Source organism: Paenibacillus sp. FSL H7-0323 (assembly GCF_038002725.1).
Classification (GTDB): Bacteria; Bacillota; Bacilli; order Paenibacillales; family Paenibacillaceae; genus Paenibacillus_AQ; species Paenibacillus_AQ odorifer.
The window spans coordinates 4555947-4571414 of record NZ_JBBODB010000001.1; the positions used below are offsets into that span (position 1 = coordinate 4555947).

Sequence of the window (15468 nt, forward strand, 5' to 3'; positions counted from 1 at the left end):
TTCTACCTTGTATTCAGCCGATTGTCTAAGAAAATACTGGAATTTATACCCTTTTTTTATGTCGGCAAAAAATGTCCATATTTGACGCATTCACTCACCCCGAAAAGTTGGATATGTGACCTGTGGTTGATGGGTTTTTGGGGAAGGTCTTTCGCCATAACCATTGATTCAAAACTACCAGAACTAACAGATAGATGTAAATTCCTCCGGTAAATAAAGTGAAGACATAATGAATACCCGCCATCCCCATCAGCAAAAACATAAGCATGAAGGCGACTCCAGTGTAATCCTTTTGTTTGGCTGCCTCATAACGCTCTGAAAAAGGTAAGCTCCGGGGATAAACACGAAAGCAGATGACTGAGAAAATCAGCATGGCGAATAATACCACTACTAAATCAGGTACAATGTGCACACCGAACAACAGAATGAACAATACCGCATCTACAGCAAATAAAGGCAAGACTAGCCGTAGCAGTGCCGCCTTAAGCATCCCACGGTAAATAGGCGTGCTATCGGGTAAAGGAATCAGCCTATAAATCCAAGCTCCTTTATAACTTGTAGAGTATCGTAGCATCTGTATTACAGTCTGCATTAACATCGTGCAGAAATAGATTAACAAGTACACTTTTGAACCTTTAAGGGAACCATCATAACTATTCTGCAATATACCAAATATAAAAATAAACGGGAATGCGATAGAAAAGCCAAGTGCAGGATAGACCTTCAGCTTAAAATCGCGCTCATTCTTCATCATGGACCAAGTAAACCGAAAGAAAATCCCCTCTGCCGGTTCCTTGCATACTCTGCGGGAGAGCCACTCTGCGATCTGGCCCTTGTCTTTTCCACCGGAGCCTTGCTCCGCCAGCTTTTGCAAATTCCGTTCAAACTGCGGCATCAGCTTAATATAGGCTGCGATCAGTACAAGTGGGGTTATCAAAGCCAGCATTGAAAGAATGAAGTAATAGGGTTCTCTAGCTCCACCAAGCAACAGTTCAAACGGAGCCGCGAACCAAACCGGAAAAATAAAGTACTGCCACCAAGCAGGATGATAAGCAGCGCCAAGCTCAGTGAGGTTGAACAACCGGGAGATGAATTGATAGCCCACCATTATTCCGATCGTCAGAAGGATTTGCGTATAATTTATAATATCCTTGAGCTTCTCCCCATCAAAAAACCGCATGATCATCAGGTAGAGCAGTGCAGTTATTACGAGGATAAAACAGTCTAACAAGACAATTGTCACCGCATACATTAGAAAAAAAGCGATCCCCTGCTTAAATAGGCTAAATACCAAAGATGGACCAGTGATCGACAATGTAACTGTCCCTAAGTAGAGGAGAACGTGGATGGTTTTGGCCATATTTAAGGTGGTACGGTTGACGGGTTTGGAAAAAAGAATATTTTTATCACGTAAATCAAGCATTACTGAAGAAAAGTCAGAGATCAGGGTTGTGGAGACAAAAAACATAATGATCCCAAAGGTTAAGCTCATTTGCAGCATATAGTGATCGTTGGATAGCGTTAGCGGAATTAATATTAAACCAAACAGTAAATAAATCCACTGTAATCGCAAGGGTGAACCTTCTTTAGCGTTCTCCTTTTTCTGCATACCTGCAAGCGCTGTAGGCGTTCTTCTTCCGTCCATGGTCAGTTTGATCTGTAAAATACTCCGCATGGTGTCGTAATCGACTCCAAATCTTATAAAGGCACCCCGCAGCTTATCCAACAGCCTCAGCACGAAGAAATCAGTCATAAGAGGATACCTCTTGCTCCTGCATGACCGCAACAAATTCACCAGCGATATCACGGTATTTATCAAATCCGGTTAATTGATTGAAAATATCTTCAAGCGTCCCTTCACGGCCTTTCTCCTTCAGCTCTGCAAAACTTCCGTCCGCCACAATATCCCCGCCATCAATCAAAATGATCCGGCTGCTGATTTTCTCAACCACATCCATGATATGTGAGGAGTAAAAAATGGTCTTCCCCCGTGCCGCCAGCGATGCAAAAATCTCCTTCACTATCATCACGCTATTAGCATCCAAACCACTCAGCGGTTCATCCAGGAATAAAATATCAGGGTCATGCAGCATGCTGGAGATAAGCAGCACCTTTTGCTTCATCCCTTTTGAGAACGAAGAAATCCGCATATCGTAAGACTTCTCCAAACCTAACAGTGTAGTTAATTTTTTGGCCTTGTAGTCCGCCTCCGCACGACCTAACCCATACAGCTCGCCAACAAAGGTTAGATACTCTCTTGCAGTGAGGCTATCATATAATTCGGCTACCTCCGGCACATAACCTATACGTTTCTTGTAAGAAACATCTCCATCGGCAATATCCTTACCGAAAATCTCCACTTTACCGTTATATCCTTCTACCAGACCGAGCATAATCTTCACCGTTGTACTCTTGCCTGCCCCGTTAGGGCCGATATAACCAATAATTTGTCCTCTATATACCTTAAGATCAATTCCCTTTAGCACCATTCGGTCTGTATAGTTCATCCATAAACCTGAAATCGCTATGACCGGATCGTCAGCTAAACCCATATCTCAGTCCCCTTTCTAGTAACTAATCAATAATGTGAAATATTACTACTTTATGTAATTACAATAATTGTATCATTTAGTAGAATCCTCTTCCATGATTTAGTCTGCTAATCTTATGTCTAGTTAAAAAAGAGTGGCCATTAGGCCACCCACTAGAGATTTATAGCGAAAGGCCGCACCACCGATGCCACGAAATGGCTGTTGGCACCCCCTTTATTTGAGCAAACCAGACTAAGATCAGCGTACGTTTGGTCGGGTAGCATTTATAAGTAAGAGAGCGAGCACGCTATCGGACACAGCTGACCTTATACGCGGCTTTTTACCACATTTGGAGTGCTAAAGGACCCCATAGTCGCTATTAGCATGAAAAACACCATAAACGCACCTTTTTCAAAGCGATAGCGTCGCTGGAGTCCGAAACTATGCCCCAAAGGCTGGAAAGTGGAAAATAACGTCATCTGGGTCCGAAAGCCGCACCGATAATGAATGAACTGCTGAATCAAGCGGGCAAGAGGGCATGAGGGCATGAGGGCAAGCGGACAGGGCAAGGGCAACCAGCCAGCCAGCTAACAAACAAAAAAGCAGAGCAGCGATACTCCAATAAAGGAGGAATCGCTGCTCTGCTGCCTTAGTCAAACCAAGTCGCCGCATTCATAGTTGACGCTACTTGTGTGACGTCCGCTATGTCTTAGTGGCTAATTATTTGGATAGCAAATTGTAAATAACCTGTGCTGCTTCTGCTCTTGTAGTGACTTCTTTCGGATTGAGTTTACCGTTCGCTCCGGTCACTACGCCTCTCTCTACCAGCGCTTGAAGGGCTTCTTGTGCATAACCAGCGATCTGTCCAGCATCACTAAAGCCGGCAAGCGTGGCCGTTGTCTTCTCAGATGGCAGTTCACCTAGCGCTACAAGCGAGCGGTACAAGAGTGTAAATAGCTCCTGCCTAGTGATCTGAATATCTGGCTGGAAATGATTATCTCCCGAACCCGTTGCTACCCCAAGACGTTTAGCTGTAGCAAGATAATTCGTATAATACGTATTGCCTGCATCTGCAAAATTATCAGCAGCAATGGCATCCGGTGTGATGTCATAAGCCTTGAGCAACAAGACGATGAACTGCCCTCTAGTGATTGCAGCATTCGGACTGTAATGTTCAGCATCCGTACCAGATGTGATACTGCGTGCTGCTAAGAAACCTACTGCATGGCTATACCATGATGCCTCTGGAACATCTGCAAAGCTCACCTGATTATATCCAATAATATATTGGGAGAAATGTGTGGTTACGAAATCTACAGTTCTCTTGGCGGCATTGTAATTTCCACGTACATTGTCCAAGCTTCCAGTGCTGTTAATGTGATACACAATAACCGCATCTGACCGTTCTCCCGCTTGCAGCACATACGGTACGCTGACACGAACACTCCCCCCACCGAAGGTGGAAATCGTACTTTCACCCGCTATAACCGACAAGTCATAAACCGGTCTGTCTCCGAGAACAGCCTTGCCTTCTGCCGTTAATGACACCTTCGCGATTCTAACAATGATGTCTCCGGCATCTGAAGCTGCACTAATGCTCGCCAATGATTTGGCATCAAACGTAATCGTACCCACATTCTCATAATCAATGGTAATCTCCGCCTTCGTTCCGGCGGCTAACTCATTAATTATGCTTCTTGGAAGTATAAGATCAGCTGTTTGAGTATCCGAAGTAGCTGCAACTTTAATTTCAAGAACAGCTTTCTTCCCATCAGCTTCTGCCTTCTTAGCGAGACTCACAAATTCAGCAGCCGTTTCTTTTGTGATCGTAGCAGTAGTAACTCCTGTGGTTTTATCCGTTTTAGTTGCCGCTGTTGCTGACAGGTTCACGGTATTCCCTGCTGTTGCCGTAGCAACCAGTTGCGGGCTTGCTGATGGTGTTGGTGTAGTCGTGCTCGGTGTAGAATTGCCACCCGATCCACTTGTTCCACCTGTTCCAGGATCTGAAATAGGCACATAGGCCGGAACCACAATGTCAGTCGCTGGACTTGCCTTATAACCTTCTTTGGCTGCGTATCTCACTTGATACGTGCCCGGTATTAATCCTGTGATTTCTTTATCTGGTGCATACACATAATTAGTTACACTCGACAGCTTATATTCTAAGGCTGTCGTGGTTCCCGTAATTCTTCCATCGTTGTTCGCTGCTGAGGTAGGAGCAACTCCCTGTAACCCAGTTGGAGCTGCTTGTTCCGCAGTGAATGCTGGAACGATTACATCTGCTGCTCTACCCGTGTTAAATCCCTCTTTAGCTGCGTATCTTACCTGATAGATACCCGGCACAAGTCCAACGATCTCTACATCTGAAGCGTAGACATAATCGGTAACGGTAGACAGCTTATATTCCAGCGCTTTCGTAGTTCCTATAATTTTACCGTCGTCATTAGCTGCACTGGTTGGTGCTACACCTACTAATCCTGTAGGTGCCGCTTGCTCACCATATGCCGGGACTTCAACTGTAGCGTCTTTACCAACGCTGTATCCCTCTTTTGCCGCATATCGCACATTATAGAAGCCCGGAGTAAGACCAGTGATAGCCGCACCTGTTACAGGCTTATAATCAGCTTCTCCAACGCCTTTATACTCCTGTCCTTCCGCTGAACCCGTAATTTGCCCATCATCATTAGCTTCAGAAGTAGGGGCTACGCCTACCAGTCCTATCGGAGCTGCTTGTTGATGGGTGTAAGCAGGAACTTCCACACTTACGTCTTCGCCAGCATTATAAGGAATGATTGTGGGTCCAGCTGCGGAAGTTGGCCCTTGATAGCCCGATGTTGCGGCATATCTTACCTTGTAAACACCAGGTGCAAGCCCTGTGATGGCTGATCCCGAAACTGGGGTGTAAGCCTCGTCTCCAGCAAGCTTAAATTCCAATGCTGAACTGGTGCCTACAATTTGCCCATCCTTATTGTCGGCCGCAGTTGGTGCTACACCCGTAAGTCCTGCCGGCACAGCTTCGAGCCTGGAGAATATTTTATCCAGCGCTGTTGTAGTGTTATTGTATCTGGCTCCGATTGGGTAATTAGCCTGCACGTAATCCGGTTGGATATTCGTCCAGCTGTACATAAGTTCAACATGCCCTAGAATCGGTGTGTTTTTGCCTCCTGCATCCTTGTTGTCCTTGTTATAAGTGAACAGATATGGAACCTGAAGTCTGTCTCCGCTCACAGTGTTTCCAAGTCCGTCTACATAACTAATTACAGTTGGTTTAGCAGCTGTATTGTTTTCGGTCTTGATATTGGTCAGATAAGTACGAACCAGATCAACATAAAGCTGCGCATACGGATGATTGGTGGTTCTAATCTGAAGCTCGTTATTATTATGCGGATTCGCACTGCCCTTAGTGCCGCTGTTGTTATTAGGCTCAGCAACGGTCACACCAGCATCCAGCTTAGTGTCGAAGAAGTAGATCTTATGGATATTATGTTTTTTGGCATATTCGTTGATATATTTAATCACCGCTTGCGTGTTAGGGCACCACGAGCCGCCTAACAAAATCGCATAGTTTCCCTCACTCGCTAAAATTTGCTTCAGCTGATGATAGGTCACATGTTCATAAACAAGCGTGCCATCCGCTTCGTTGAAGATCGTAGGTTTGCCCTCATTTTCCCCTTCATAGTTCTTATTAAATGCCGCCTTGATATAAGCCGACTCGTCGATAGTATCATATCGGGTAGCGGCACCCAGCACCTCACTTACTGATGTTTTATACGCATTAACCTTCGCCGCATCAAGTGTTCCGTTCGTCAGGAACTCATTCCACGAATAGCTCTTATCCAGATAGGATACGACAGGAGCACTATTTCCCTGTGCATCCTTGTGATCCTTGTTGTATACCAATAAGAATGGAGACTCGAGCTTGTTAGCAGTCACAACTTCCCCGTTTGTATTGGTATAGCTGACATTGCGTTCTGGATCATCTTTGGAAGACAGATTTAAATTCTTCAAATACTTGTTGACCAGATCAACATATTTATAGGCAAATTTATTATTGCTGTCTGCAATCTGAAGGGTGTCCCCGTCCAGCTTAGTATCAAAGTTATAAATCGTAGAGATGCCATATTCCTTAGCTGCCTCGTTGATAAAGCCGATATCAGCCTGTGTATTCTCGCTCCAAGCACCGCCAACCAGAACAGCGTATGTGCCTTCACTCTCAAAAAGATGAACGATATCTTCATACGTCGCTGTTTTAAATACATGGTTAGCATCATTTAGACGGTCATAGACATGACTGAAATAGTCAAACTGGTTAACGCTGCCTTGTGAAGAGGTTATCGCCTCTGCGGTATCCGGATTAGCATAAGCTCTTCCTGCCTGAGTAGGCAGGATTAGCAGGGAGGCTGCCAGCAGCAGCGTTACAATTTTTTTGAAGGTTAATGGTCGTATCATTATGTGCACCTCGCCTTAAATAGGTTTATGGGAAGAATGGGCTGAAAGGAATCCTGAATGAGCCTGCTGCTCATCAAGGACAAACCTCTTCCTCAGCGGCTGGTGCCGGTGCGGGTGCCTGAACCGTTTCCGCTGGAGCAGGAGCTGGTGCGCTGACCGTGGATGCAGGTGCAGAAGACGATGTTTTCGGTTGAGAAGACTCAACTACCGGAGCCGGGGTCGCCTTAACTACCTCTGTGGTAGAGAAGGTTATAGCCTTTTTGGAAGGTGTCTCCGTTGCTTTTGCTACGGGAGCTGCGGTTTCCTTAGGCTGTTCAGATACAACAGGAGCGGTGGTCGGCTGAACGGCTTTAGCGGTTACGTTTGTTTTTGGAGCAGTCGTAGGCGCAGCAGTTGGCGCAGGCGTTGCTGCGCTGGTTTGCGGTTTAACAGATGCAGATACCGTTGTTGCAGCTGTTGCCGTCTTAGCGGTGTCCGCAGCCGGGGATGCAGCTGCTTTAGGCTGAGCTGCAACCGCTTCTGGAGCTGCTGAAGCCACAACCTTCGCCGCAGAATCAACAACTGCGGCTGGGGCCGTAGTCACTTCTGCCGTGACTGTCTCAGCTGCTGGAGCCGAAGCTTCCGGCTGGACAGCTTCTGTTACAGCAGCTGCAGTAGCTTCTGCCTGAACAACAACTGCTGCCGCAGAAGTAGCTGCTGGTAAAGCTGCTGCGGTTACTGCTGTATTACTACTCTCTTGAATGGGTGCTGCCTCTGCTGTTTTTTTGTTAGCGGATACTGCGGCATACGTCAATGCGGAGAAGACGATAGCGGCGGCAACCAAAGAGATCGAAAGCTTTTTCATATGTGTACCATCCTTTTCAAATAAAATAAGAAACCCCTTCACTACATTCTTGTACCTTAAATCCGTAACTCTCCCTTCTCTAAAGTAAAAAAAAAGAGACTCAACGGGACGCAATTTACGCGTCTTTCGTTGAATCTCCGGCTGTCCAGTCGATTCCAATTGGCTTGTGATTAAGTTCCATATTATTCATGCCATAGTGCCTTGTCAATCAATTTTTATTTTTCACATGGTTTTTATCGGAATTGATTATTTTTAACATATAATTACATTGACTTTACTATAAATTCTATATAGATTGATCTCAATAGGATTAATCACATTAAAAAACTAGGTTTAAGGGGGTATTGGTAGTGAACATAGATAACAACTTATTATCCGCCATCGAAACGAACTGGTATGGATTTGTCGCCTCCATATTTGTGTTTGCAATTTTGTTTCTACTGGCACGTAAACGAATTGGATTTGGTACCCGGGTACTCATCGGACTTGGCATCGGACTTATTGCCGGTATATTCTTTCAGTACTTCGATTTAGAGACCAAAGCTATTAGCACATTCGGCAGCATTTATGTCAGCTTGATCCGCATGCTCGTCATTCCTTTAGTATTCGTACTCGTATTAAACAGCATTTCTTCCTTAACCAATCTGGAGTATCTACGCAAAATCGGGATCAAAACCTTCGCCTGGTTCCTCGGAACAACGGGCATCGCTTCTATTATCGGCCTATCCGTTGCGCTGCTGTTCAATCCCGGCCAAGGTATACAACAAGATGTCCCCGCAGATTTTGCAGCCCGGGAAATCCCGACCTTCTCCCAGGTTATCCTCGATCTTGTTCCATCTAACCCTGTTAATGAAGCAGCTACGGGTAAGGTTGTGCCTCTACTCATTTTCGCGATCTTCCTAGCAGTGGCTATAATCAAGATTGGCTCCAAGAAACCGGAAGCCGTCAAGCCTGTACGTGATCTTATTGAATCCCTGACACTGATACTGCATCAGGTTGTGAAATTCATTATTCGCCTGACGCCTTATGGCGTATTCGCACTGATTGCCGGAATCACCGCACGTTATGGCTGGGAGACGTTGCAGGAGCTAGGCAGTGTAATTATAACCTCGTACGTAGCAATGATTATACATTTTGTACTTATCTTTGGCGGATTGGTTCTATTAGTAGCAAAGGTGAATCCAATTCGTTTCTTCCGCAAAGTGTATCCAACCATTACCGTCGCCTTCACAACCAGAAGCAGCTACGCAACCCTACCGGTCAATCTAGAAGTGATTACGAAGCGGCTTCATGTCTCCCCGCGGATCGCGAGCTTTATCGCACCGTTAGGGGCATCTGTGAACTTTAATGCGTGCGGTGGGATTTGGCCAGCTATTGTGGCTGTATTTACCGCCCAAGTATTCGGTATTGATCTGAACTGGACCGACTATATTACACTGGTATTAGTAAGTATTATTTCTTCCATTGGTGTAGCTGGCGTACCTGGACCAGCCGTAATCTCCACCACAGTAGTCTTAACTGCTCTCGGCCTGCCGCTTGAAGGAATCGCTATCGTTGCAGGTGTTGAAGCGCTCATCGATATGGGCCGTACTGCTGTAAACGCAACTGGAACAGCTGTAACAGCTCTGTTAGTAGCTAATTCCGAAGGTGAATTTGACCGCGAAGCGTTTAATAGCAATGATGACGATGATATTCTCTTGAGCACCGTGTAAAAGCTGAAACTGTAAAAACCTCCGGAATCTGCGTAAAGCAGAGCGCCCGGAGGTTTTTTTTGCATAGATTCCTATTGGATTCATCTTCTTATAGCATACTAATTCTTTCCCGCTTTTTAGCAGAAGCTAGACAAGTCTCGATCAATTGCATGCCCAGCACTGCATCCTCAGGTGCAAATAATTTTTTTCCTGTAAATACTGCGGCGGCAAAATCATCGACCTCCCGTGTATAGGGATTCGCCCCGGTGGCATCAACCCGCCTTACCCCTTCTCCCGTATGCACAAAAAATTCAGCATCCTCATCTCTAGCATTAAAAGGCATAGGCACTTCAATCATTCCATCGGTCCCCAGAATCTCTAACAGCTGGCGGTTATATGCCCACATCCCGCAATCAAAAATCAGGCTTAGCCCCTTCGGAAACTCTACCAGTCCTGAAGCCATCATATCTACGTTGTCATGCTCCGGAGAGAACATAGCATGAACTGTTACGGCTTCTGGCTCAGCTCCGAACAGCAGTCGTGCTGCACTTAGCGGATAACAGCCGATATCATAAAGCGAGCCGCCGCCCCAAGCGGATTTAAAGCGAATATTAGAGGTGTCTGTAGCGTCATTATAAGTAAAAGTGCCTCGAATGGAGCGTAATTCGCCAATTTCTCCGCTAGCGATAATCTCTTGCAATTCCGCAATCCGAGGATGATGCCGATACATATAAGCTTCTGCCAAATGGACTCCAGCATCATTACAAGCTTTTACCATCTCAGCCGCTTCTTCACTGTTCAGCGCGATCGGTTTCTCACATAAGATATGTTTGCCAGCTTCCGCCGCACGGATTACCCATTCCCGATGGAGGTGATTTGGCAGTGGAATATACACCGCATCAATATCCTTATCCGCCAGTAATTCCTCATAGCTGCCGTAAGCTTTATCTATTCCGAACTCTGCGGCTACAGCGCTGCTTTTTTCTAAACCGCGACTGGCTACCGCTGTAATCATTCCCGTCTCCGAATCCATTATAGCCGGCATCACTGAACCTGTCGCAATCTGCGCACAGCCCATGATTCCCCAGCGAAGTTTTTGCACCATCGTTGCTAACCTTCTTCCTTATAGATTACTTACTATACTTAAAGCCACCTTATCATAGAATGAAACGTTTCTCTAACAGAAAGAAGCCTGAAAATTGCAAAAAAACAGTGCCAAAAGGAGCTCCAACCCCGATAGACACTGCTTTTTTATAAAATATGAATGTTTATATTAGTGCATTTAACAGCACAGCCGCACCCAGCACAACAATACGCGCAAGGTTCATCAATACGAAGTTTTTGACGGCAAGAATAAAGGTACTCGCCTTCTCCTGTTTCTCTGTGAACAAGGCAATATTTCGGCGAAGCGGGATCAGCGTAAGTAGAATCAACAGAACCAGAATAGGGTTAATCCCTAAGATCAGCAGCACTACAAGATCCAGATAAGAGACATAGTAGAGATATTTAAAAAGCACAAGCGCATTGCGGCGGCCAATGTACACCGGAAGCGTGTACCTGCGATTCTCCACATCCTCATCAATATCACAAATATTATTAGCGAGCATAATCCCTGCGATCCCCAAAATAGCGGGCACGGAAAACCAGAAAAGGTACAGCACTTCCACGATGTTGATATTCAAGCTGACCCAGCCGTTCTGAAGCAGCAGTGAAACCACATGCTCATCCGTATGGATATAGGCAGAGATAAAAATAATAACAAAGCCCATAAACAAACCCGAAAACAGCTCACCTAACGGCATACGCGAGATGGGAATCGGCCCGAACGAATAAAGTATACCGATCAAGAACGACAGTCCACCCAGCAAAAAGACCAGCAAACCCGTCTGAGTGACAAGCGCAATCCCGCCCCCTGCTGCCAGCGCCAGCAAAATAACAATCGTCGCCACGACGGTACGCTCTTTTAGCTTAAAATGAACAATTGGATTATGCGTTTCGTAGCCGTAGCCGTGGGTTTTGGAGGCTTTTTTGAAATCGTAATAGTTGTTAATCGCCGTCGTCGCCATATCGAAGCTAAGCAAAGACACGAACATCAATCCAAAACGCAGTACGTAAAAATCCTCAAACCGGTACAGGGCATACAACGTTCCCATTAGAAACGGAATAATACTGGCTACCTTCGTCGGCAGCTCCACAAATCTTAGAAAGCTTTTAATATTCACACCATACACCCTTATCTGTCAAATGAGCCTGCAAGGCATTACTGTTCAGTTGTTGTAACCGTCACCGGGGACCATTCTGCAATAACTGTTTGTCCATGTACAGACACACTGCCTTCAGGACTCAGATCCTTCTCTGTCATAATTCCGAGCGCTACAGTGAAGTTATTGAATTTAAGCGGTATATTTTTCTCGCGGCGTACTTCCTTGCCGTTCAAATAGAATACAGCCTCATCATTGCCGCGGTGATAGGTAATACGGTACGTATTGAATTCCCGTGGTTTGAAATCCGTATCTTCTTTAAAGATACAGAAATATTTCGTTCCAGTGCTTTCTGGCACTTGTACACCCGGGAACGGCAAAATACCATATACACTAGCATATTTGTCATTTCCCGCGAAGAAATCGAGCGCAGCGCCTGTCGTGAAATCCAGCAGGTTCAGCGATACATATCCATCATACAGATCTCCAGGTGCAGTTCCTTGTGTACGGCAACGAATTTGCAGCTCAATGCTAATCTCTCCAGCTTCCGGAATCTCCACTGGCTTGGCTGAATAATACATGTGCTTGGCATTGTCCAGAATTTGCACTTGATGGTTCTCACGAGATAACTTCGCACGTACATACAAGGTATCATTACGAACGATAACTACAGCTTCCGGCTCACGGTAAGCCCAAAATGATCCGTCAGGCAGTGTAAATCCACCCGTCTTCCAGACCTTTCCTTCTTCTAAAATGGAGTGGAAATCCCCAAGAACCATGCGATTGCCTTTAACTTGTTGTTCTTCTGCCATCAATTCCTTGTCCTTCTTTTCCATGAAAGCTCACTCCTTCTGCAGTCCATCTATTAGTATCAGATCAAGCCTTGAATTAATAAAGTTATTGCCATTACTACTCCGCAGCGTACGGAGGCTTTTTGTGAAGCACCCATCAGCGGGATATAAGCCGGCGAAGCATTATGTTGCTTCAGACTACTGTAAATGCGCAGCGGCCAGAAAGCTGTAACCAGCGCCAACAGTGCGTAAACAGGAAGTACACCCAACAGCACACAGACTATCACCGAAGCGTAGCCAGTAAAAAGAAGTACACGTGAGAATACAAGCGCCTTTTGTTCTCCCCATACTACAACAAGCGTAAGCTTACCCGCCTGCTCATCCGCTTTCCAATGTAGGAAATGGTGATTAAACAACAATAATGTAGTTAAAAATCCGACAGGCAGCGAGAGAATTACAGGCTTCATGCTGAACTGACCGGTTTGTACGAAATAGGAGCCTAATACAGGCATAATCCCAAAAGCAATAAAAATGGCCATCTCACTATAACCTTTGCCGCGATAGCCATAACGCAGTGGCGGAGCCACATAGAAATAAGCGATTAAAGCACCAACAAGTACAAACCAAAGGATATTCCAACCGCTATATATACTAAGAATCCCACCACAGATAAGGGCAATCGCCAGCATACTCCAGGTCATCCTTGCATAAAAAGACTCCGAGAGGATTCCACCTGTCAGTAGCCCGGAGTTTGTGCTGATTTCACCAGCGGAATTCTTTGCTTCTGTATCGGTTCCGTTGCGGAAGTCCCACAGATCATTCACCATATTGGAGAACAAATGCGCCGAAATCGCCCCTATTAAGGTAAGAATAAATAAAACCGGATGGAATGTCCCTTCCCATACATATGCCCCAACGGTCCCCAAAACAATCGGGATGAGCATAACAGAAAAACTCCAAAACCGGGTCGCCTTGGTAAATAATGTCCATTTGTTCACTTCAAGCTTACCGCCTTTTTCATATGATTTGATAATAATTATCACTGACTATTATACATCAATTTTCAATAGATTGTGAAGATTATCACTGCATATAATGTCTATTCTTGACATAATACTTCCGTTTGTTTGGTTAAGTATCTTGATAATGGAAGATAAAAATGTAAACAATTCCTTATTTCACGCAGGACCCCTATTTTACGACAAAAAATGAGTGTTGTTTTATAGGCAAGCACATACCGATATGATATGATAGGCAAGCCTATGAACAGCACCCCTTACGGGCTGTTTTTAAGAGCGTAAAACTATATATAATAATGGAGGCTTTTACTGTCATGTCAGCGCAATCCCCTAACACCCAATCTGTCAAAATCGTCACTGCCGACCCTAGCGCCATCGGGCTATTCGGACTGGCTATTGTCACATTGGTCGCTTCTTCACAGAAGCTTGAATTTACAACAGGACTTAGCTACGTTATTCCTTGGGCTATCTTCCTGGGAGCATTCGCGCAGCTATTCGCCGCCATTCAGGATGCTAAGCACAACAATACCTTTGGTATGACCGCCTTTGGCGCCTACGCTTTCTTTTGGTTCGGCATGGCTAGCAGCTGGCTAATCAAGCTTGGCGTATTTGGTCCAACGCTTGCGGAGGCTGTAGATCCTAAGCAGCTCGGATTTGTATTTCTGGGTTACTTGATCTTCACACTCTTTATGACGATTGGTGCCGTTGAGGCAAATAGAGTTCTGCTTATCATTTTTGTATTGATAGATTTTCTCTTTATCGGACTAACCTTTGATTCCTTTGGGATCGCTCCAGAATTCTTCCATAAGCTAGCTGCTTGTGCTGAGCTTGGTATTGGTATCGTGTCCCTTTACGGATGTGGAGCATCCGTGCTAAACGCTCATTTCGGCCGCAGCTTCTTACCGATTGGAGCTCCGCTGGGCATCTTCAAAAAATAGAAATTGTTCTGATCTGAAACTAATACTTTTGCAAGCCGAAAGGATGCTGAGACTATGCATGTCCTGTCCTCTTCTGAATTAGCGGTAACTGCTATTTTCGCCCTTATTCTCGCAGTTATTGCCTATCTGATCATTCGGAATATCCCGAAGATGGTTGGCGATATTGCGGCTTTTCGCAAAAGAACACTGGTTTGGACCCAAGTTTCACTAGTACTAACGGTGCTTCAGTTGAATTTTAAAGCAGGCGATTGGCGCTTTTCTATCGTCCTTGGACTCATCGTGTTATTTACCGGAGCTATTTGGCTGTCCGCCCGTTATTACGACATCAGTCGCAATGCAGGTCCAGAATCTAAAGATCCTGAAGTACATTAGTAAATCTCAAGCTCCCGAAAGGGGGCTTTTTTTTATAATTTCAGAAAGCTTCTTCGCATAGTTCTCCCCACCACAACCATACTAATGACATTCTAATAAAGTAACGGGAGGATTATCAGGGTGAGCAAAAAAATCAATCTGCTAATGTTCAGTGGGGAATACGACAAAGCGATGGCTGGACTGATCCTAGCAAATGCTGCAAGAGATATCGATGTCGAGGTTACTATGTTTTTTTCATTCTGGGGTCTATTTTTGGTGCGTGATCCGGAGAAGATGACTCTTGAGGACAAGAGTATCTACGAGAAGCTGATGGATGTTATTACACCGAAGGGCCCTGGGCAGCTGCCGCTCTCTCATCTGAACTTTAGCGGGCTGGGACGAATGATGCTCGAGGAAATGATGGAGGAACAAGGCGCACCGAAGCTGATTCATTTTCTAAAAGGGGCTCGTAAAAAAAACATCAAATTCTATGCCTGCAAGCTCTCTGTGGAGATCATGGGCTTTAAGCCCGAGGAACTGCTGCCAGAGGTCGAAATCATCGATGCTGCGGCATATTTAAAAGATGCTTTAGAAAGTGATGTACAGTTATTTATTTAAAGTCTGACTAGGCTTTAACCCAATCCCCCATGCAG

At 45.3% G+C, this 15468-nt stretch carries 12 protein-coding genes; 4 read left to right on the forward strand and 8 right to left on the reverse strand.

The features are described 5' to 3' along the window. Positions 1-94 precede the first annotated feature (94 nt). The 4 genes from MHH89_RS20600 to MHH89_RS20615 form a co-directional block, all read right to left on the reverse strand. The gene (locus MHH89_RS20600; protein ID WP_076307548.1) at positions 95-1753 is read right to left on the reverse strand and encodes a hypothetical protein; all 1659 of its coding nucleotides are present in this window, start codon (positions 1751-1753) and stop codon (positions 95-97) included. Further along, positions 1746-2552: an ABC transporter ATP-binding protein gene (locus tag MHH89_RS20605; protein WP_036682032.1), complete on the reverse strand. Its 807-nt coding sequence runs from the start codon at positions 2550-2552 to the stop codon at positions 1746-1748. Before MHH89_RS20605 ends, MHH89_RS20600 begins: the two co-directional genes overlap by 8 nt. A gap of 699 nt (positions 2553-3251) precedes the next feature. Further along, positions 3252-6980: an S-layer homology domain-containing protein gene (locus MHH89_RS20610; RefSeq protein ID WP_341088009.1), complete on the reverse strand. Its 3729-nt coding sequence runs from the start codon at positions 6978-6980 to the stop codon at positions 3252-3254. Positions 6981-7053: 73 nt separating this feature from the next. After that, positions 7054-7824, reverse strand: coding sequence for a hypothetical protein (locus MHH89_RS20615; protein ID WP_340952717.1), 771 nt, complete (start codon positions 7822-7824; stop codon positions 7054-7056). Between the two features lie 356 nt (positions 7825-8180). Between MHH89_RS20615 and MHH89_RS20620 the strand changes: the two genes are divergently transcribed. Further along, positions 8181-9536, forward strand: coding sequence for a dicarboxylate/amino acid:cation symporter (locus MHH89_RS20620; RefSeq protein ID WP_036682429.1), 1356 nt, complete (start codon positions 8181-8183; stop codon positions 9534-9536). Between the two features lie 88 nt (positions 9537-9624). Here MHH89_RS20620 and MHH89_RS20625 read toward each other — a convergent pair whose 3' ends face one another. The 4 genes from MHH89_RS20625 to MHH89_RS20640 all read right to left on the reverse strand — a co-directional run bounded on the left by MHH89_RS20625 (position 9625) and on the right by MHH89_RS20640 (position 13505). Next, a complete protein-coding gene (locus MHH89_RS20625; RefSeq protein ID WP_076179214.1) occupies positions 9625-10620 on the reverse strand; it encodes a Gfo/Idh/MocA family protein in 996 nt (331 codons plus the stop codon). 163 nt (positions 10621-10783) lie between these two features. Continuing rightward, positions 10784-11737, reverse strand: a complete 954-nt coding sequence (gene menA, locus MHH89_RS20630) for a 1,4-dihydroxy-2-naphthoate polyprenyltransferase (protein WP_076219134.1) — start codon at positions 11735-11737, stop codon at positions 10784-10786. Between the two features lie 38 nt (positions 11738-11775). Further along, the gene (locus tag MHH89_RS20635; RefSeq protein ID WP_248548951.1) at positions 11776-12552 is read right to left on the reverse strand and encodes a DUF6081 family protein; all 777 of its coding nucleotides are present in this window, start codon (positions 12550-12552) and stop codon (positions 11776-11778) included. 35 nt (positions 12553-12587) lie between these two features. After that, on the reverse strand, positions 12588-13505 hold the full coding sequence (locus tag MHH89_RS20640; protein ID WP_036682043.1) for a prenyltransferase: 918 nt from the start codon (positions 13503-13505) through the stop codon (positions 12588-12590). 335 nt (positions 13506-13840) lie between these two features. Here MHH89_RS20640 and MHH89_RS20645 point away from each other — a divergent pair, with 335 nt between their 5' ends. The 3 genes from MHH89_RS20645 (at position 13841) to MHH89_RS20655 (ending at position 15433) form a co-directional block, all read left to right on the forward strand. Then, entirely contained in the window at positions 13841-14464 is a 624-nt protein-coding gene (locus tag MHH89_RS20645; protein WP_036682044.1) for an acetate uptake transporter, read from the forward strand. A 54-nt stretch (positions 14465-14518) separates the two neighbouring features. Next, complete coding sequence (locus MHH89_RS20650; RefSeq protein WP_076124017.1) at positions 14519-14836, forward strand: hypothetical protein; 318 nt, start codon at positions 14519-14521, stop codon at positions 14834-14836. A 120-nt stretch (positions 14837-14956) separates the two neighbouring features. Then, positions 14957-15433 (forward strand): DsrE/DsrF/DrsH-like family protein, encoded by a 477-nt coding sequence (locus tag MHH89_RS20655; RefSeq protein WP_036682046.1) that lies wholly within the window; start codon positions 14957-14959, stop codon positions 15431-15433. The last annotated feature ends 35 nt before the right edge of the window (positions 15434-15468 follow it).

Bases quoted from the DNA above. Each gene is read 5' to 3' on its own strand.
- MHH89_RS20635 (WP_248548951.1), bottom strand. From the start codon at position 12,552: ATGGAAAAGAAGGACAAGGAATTGATGGCAGAAGAACAACAAGTTAAA.
- MHH89_RS20650 (WP_076124017.1), top strand. From the start codon at position 14,519: ATGCATGTCCTGTCCTCTTCTGAATTAGCGGTAACTGCTATTTTCGCC.
- MHH89_RS20610 (WP_341088009.1), bottom strand. From the start codon at position 6,980: ATGATACGACCATTAACCTTCAAAAAAATTGTAACGCTGCTGCTGGCA.
- MHH89_RS20605 (WP_036682032.1), bottom strand. From the start codon at position 2,552: ATGGGTTTAGCTGACGATCCGGTCATAGCGATTTCAGGTTTATGGATG.
- MHH89_RS20625 (WP_076179214.1), bottom strand. From the start codon at position 10,620: ATGGTGCAAAAACTTCGCTGGGGAATCATGGGCTGTGCGCAGATTGCG.
- MHH89_RS20645 (WP_036682044.1), top strand. From the start codon at position 13,841: ATGTCAGCGCAATCCCCTAACACCCAATCTGTCAAAATCGTCACTGCC.
- MHH89_RS20600 (WP_076307548.1), bottom strand. From the start codon at position 1,753: ATGACTGATTTCTTCGTGCTGAGGCTGTTGGATAAGCTGCGGGGTGCC.
- MHH89_RS20615 (WP_340952717.1), bottom strand. From the start codon at position 7,824: ATGAAAAAGCTTTCGATCTCTTTGGTTGCCGCCGCTATCGTCTTCTCC.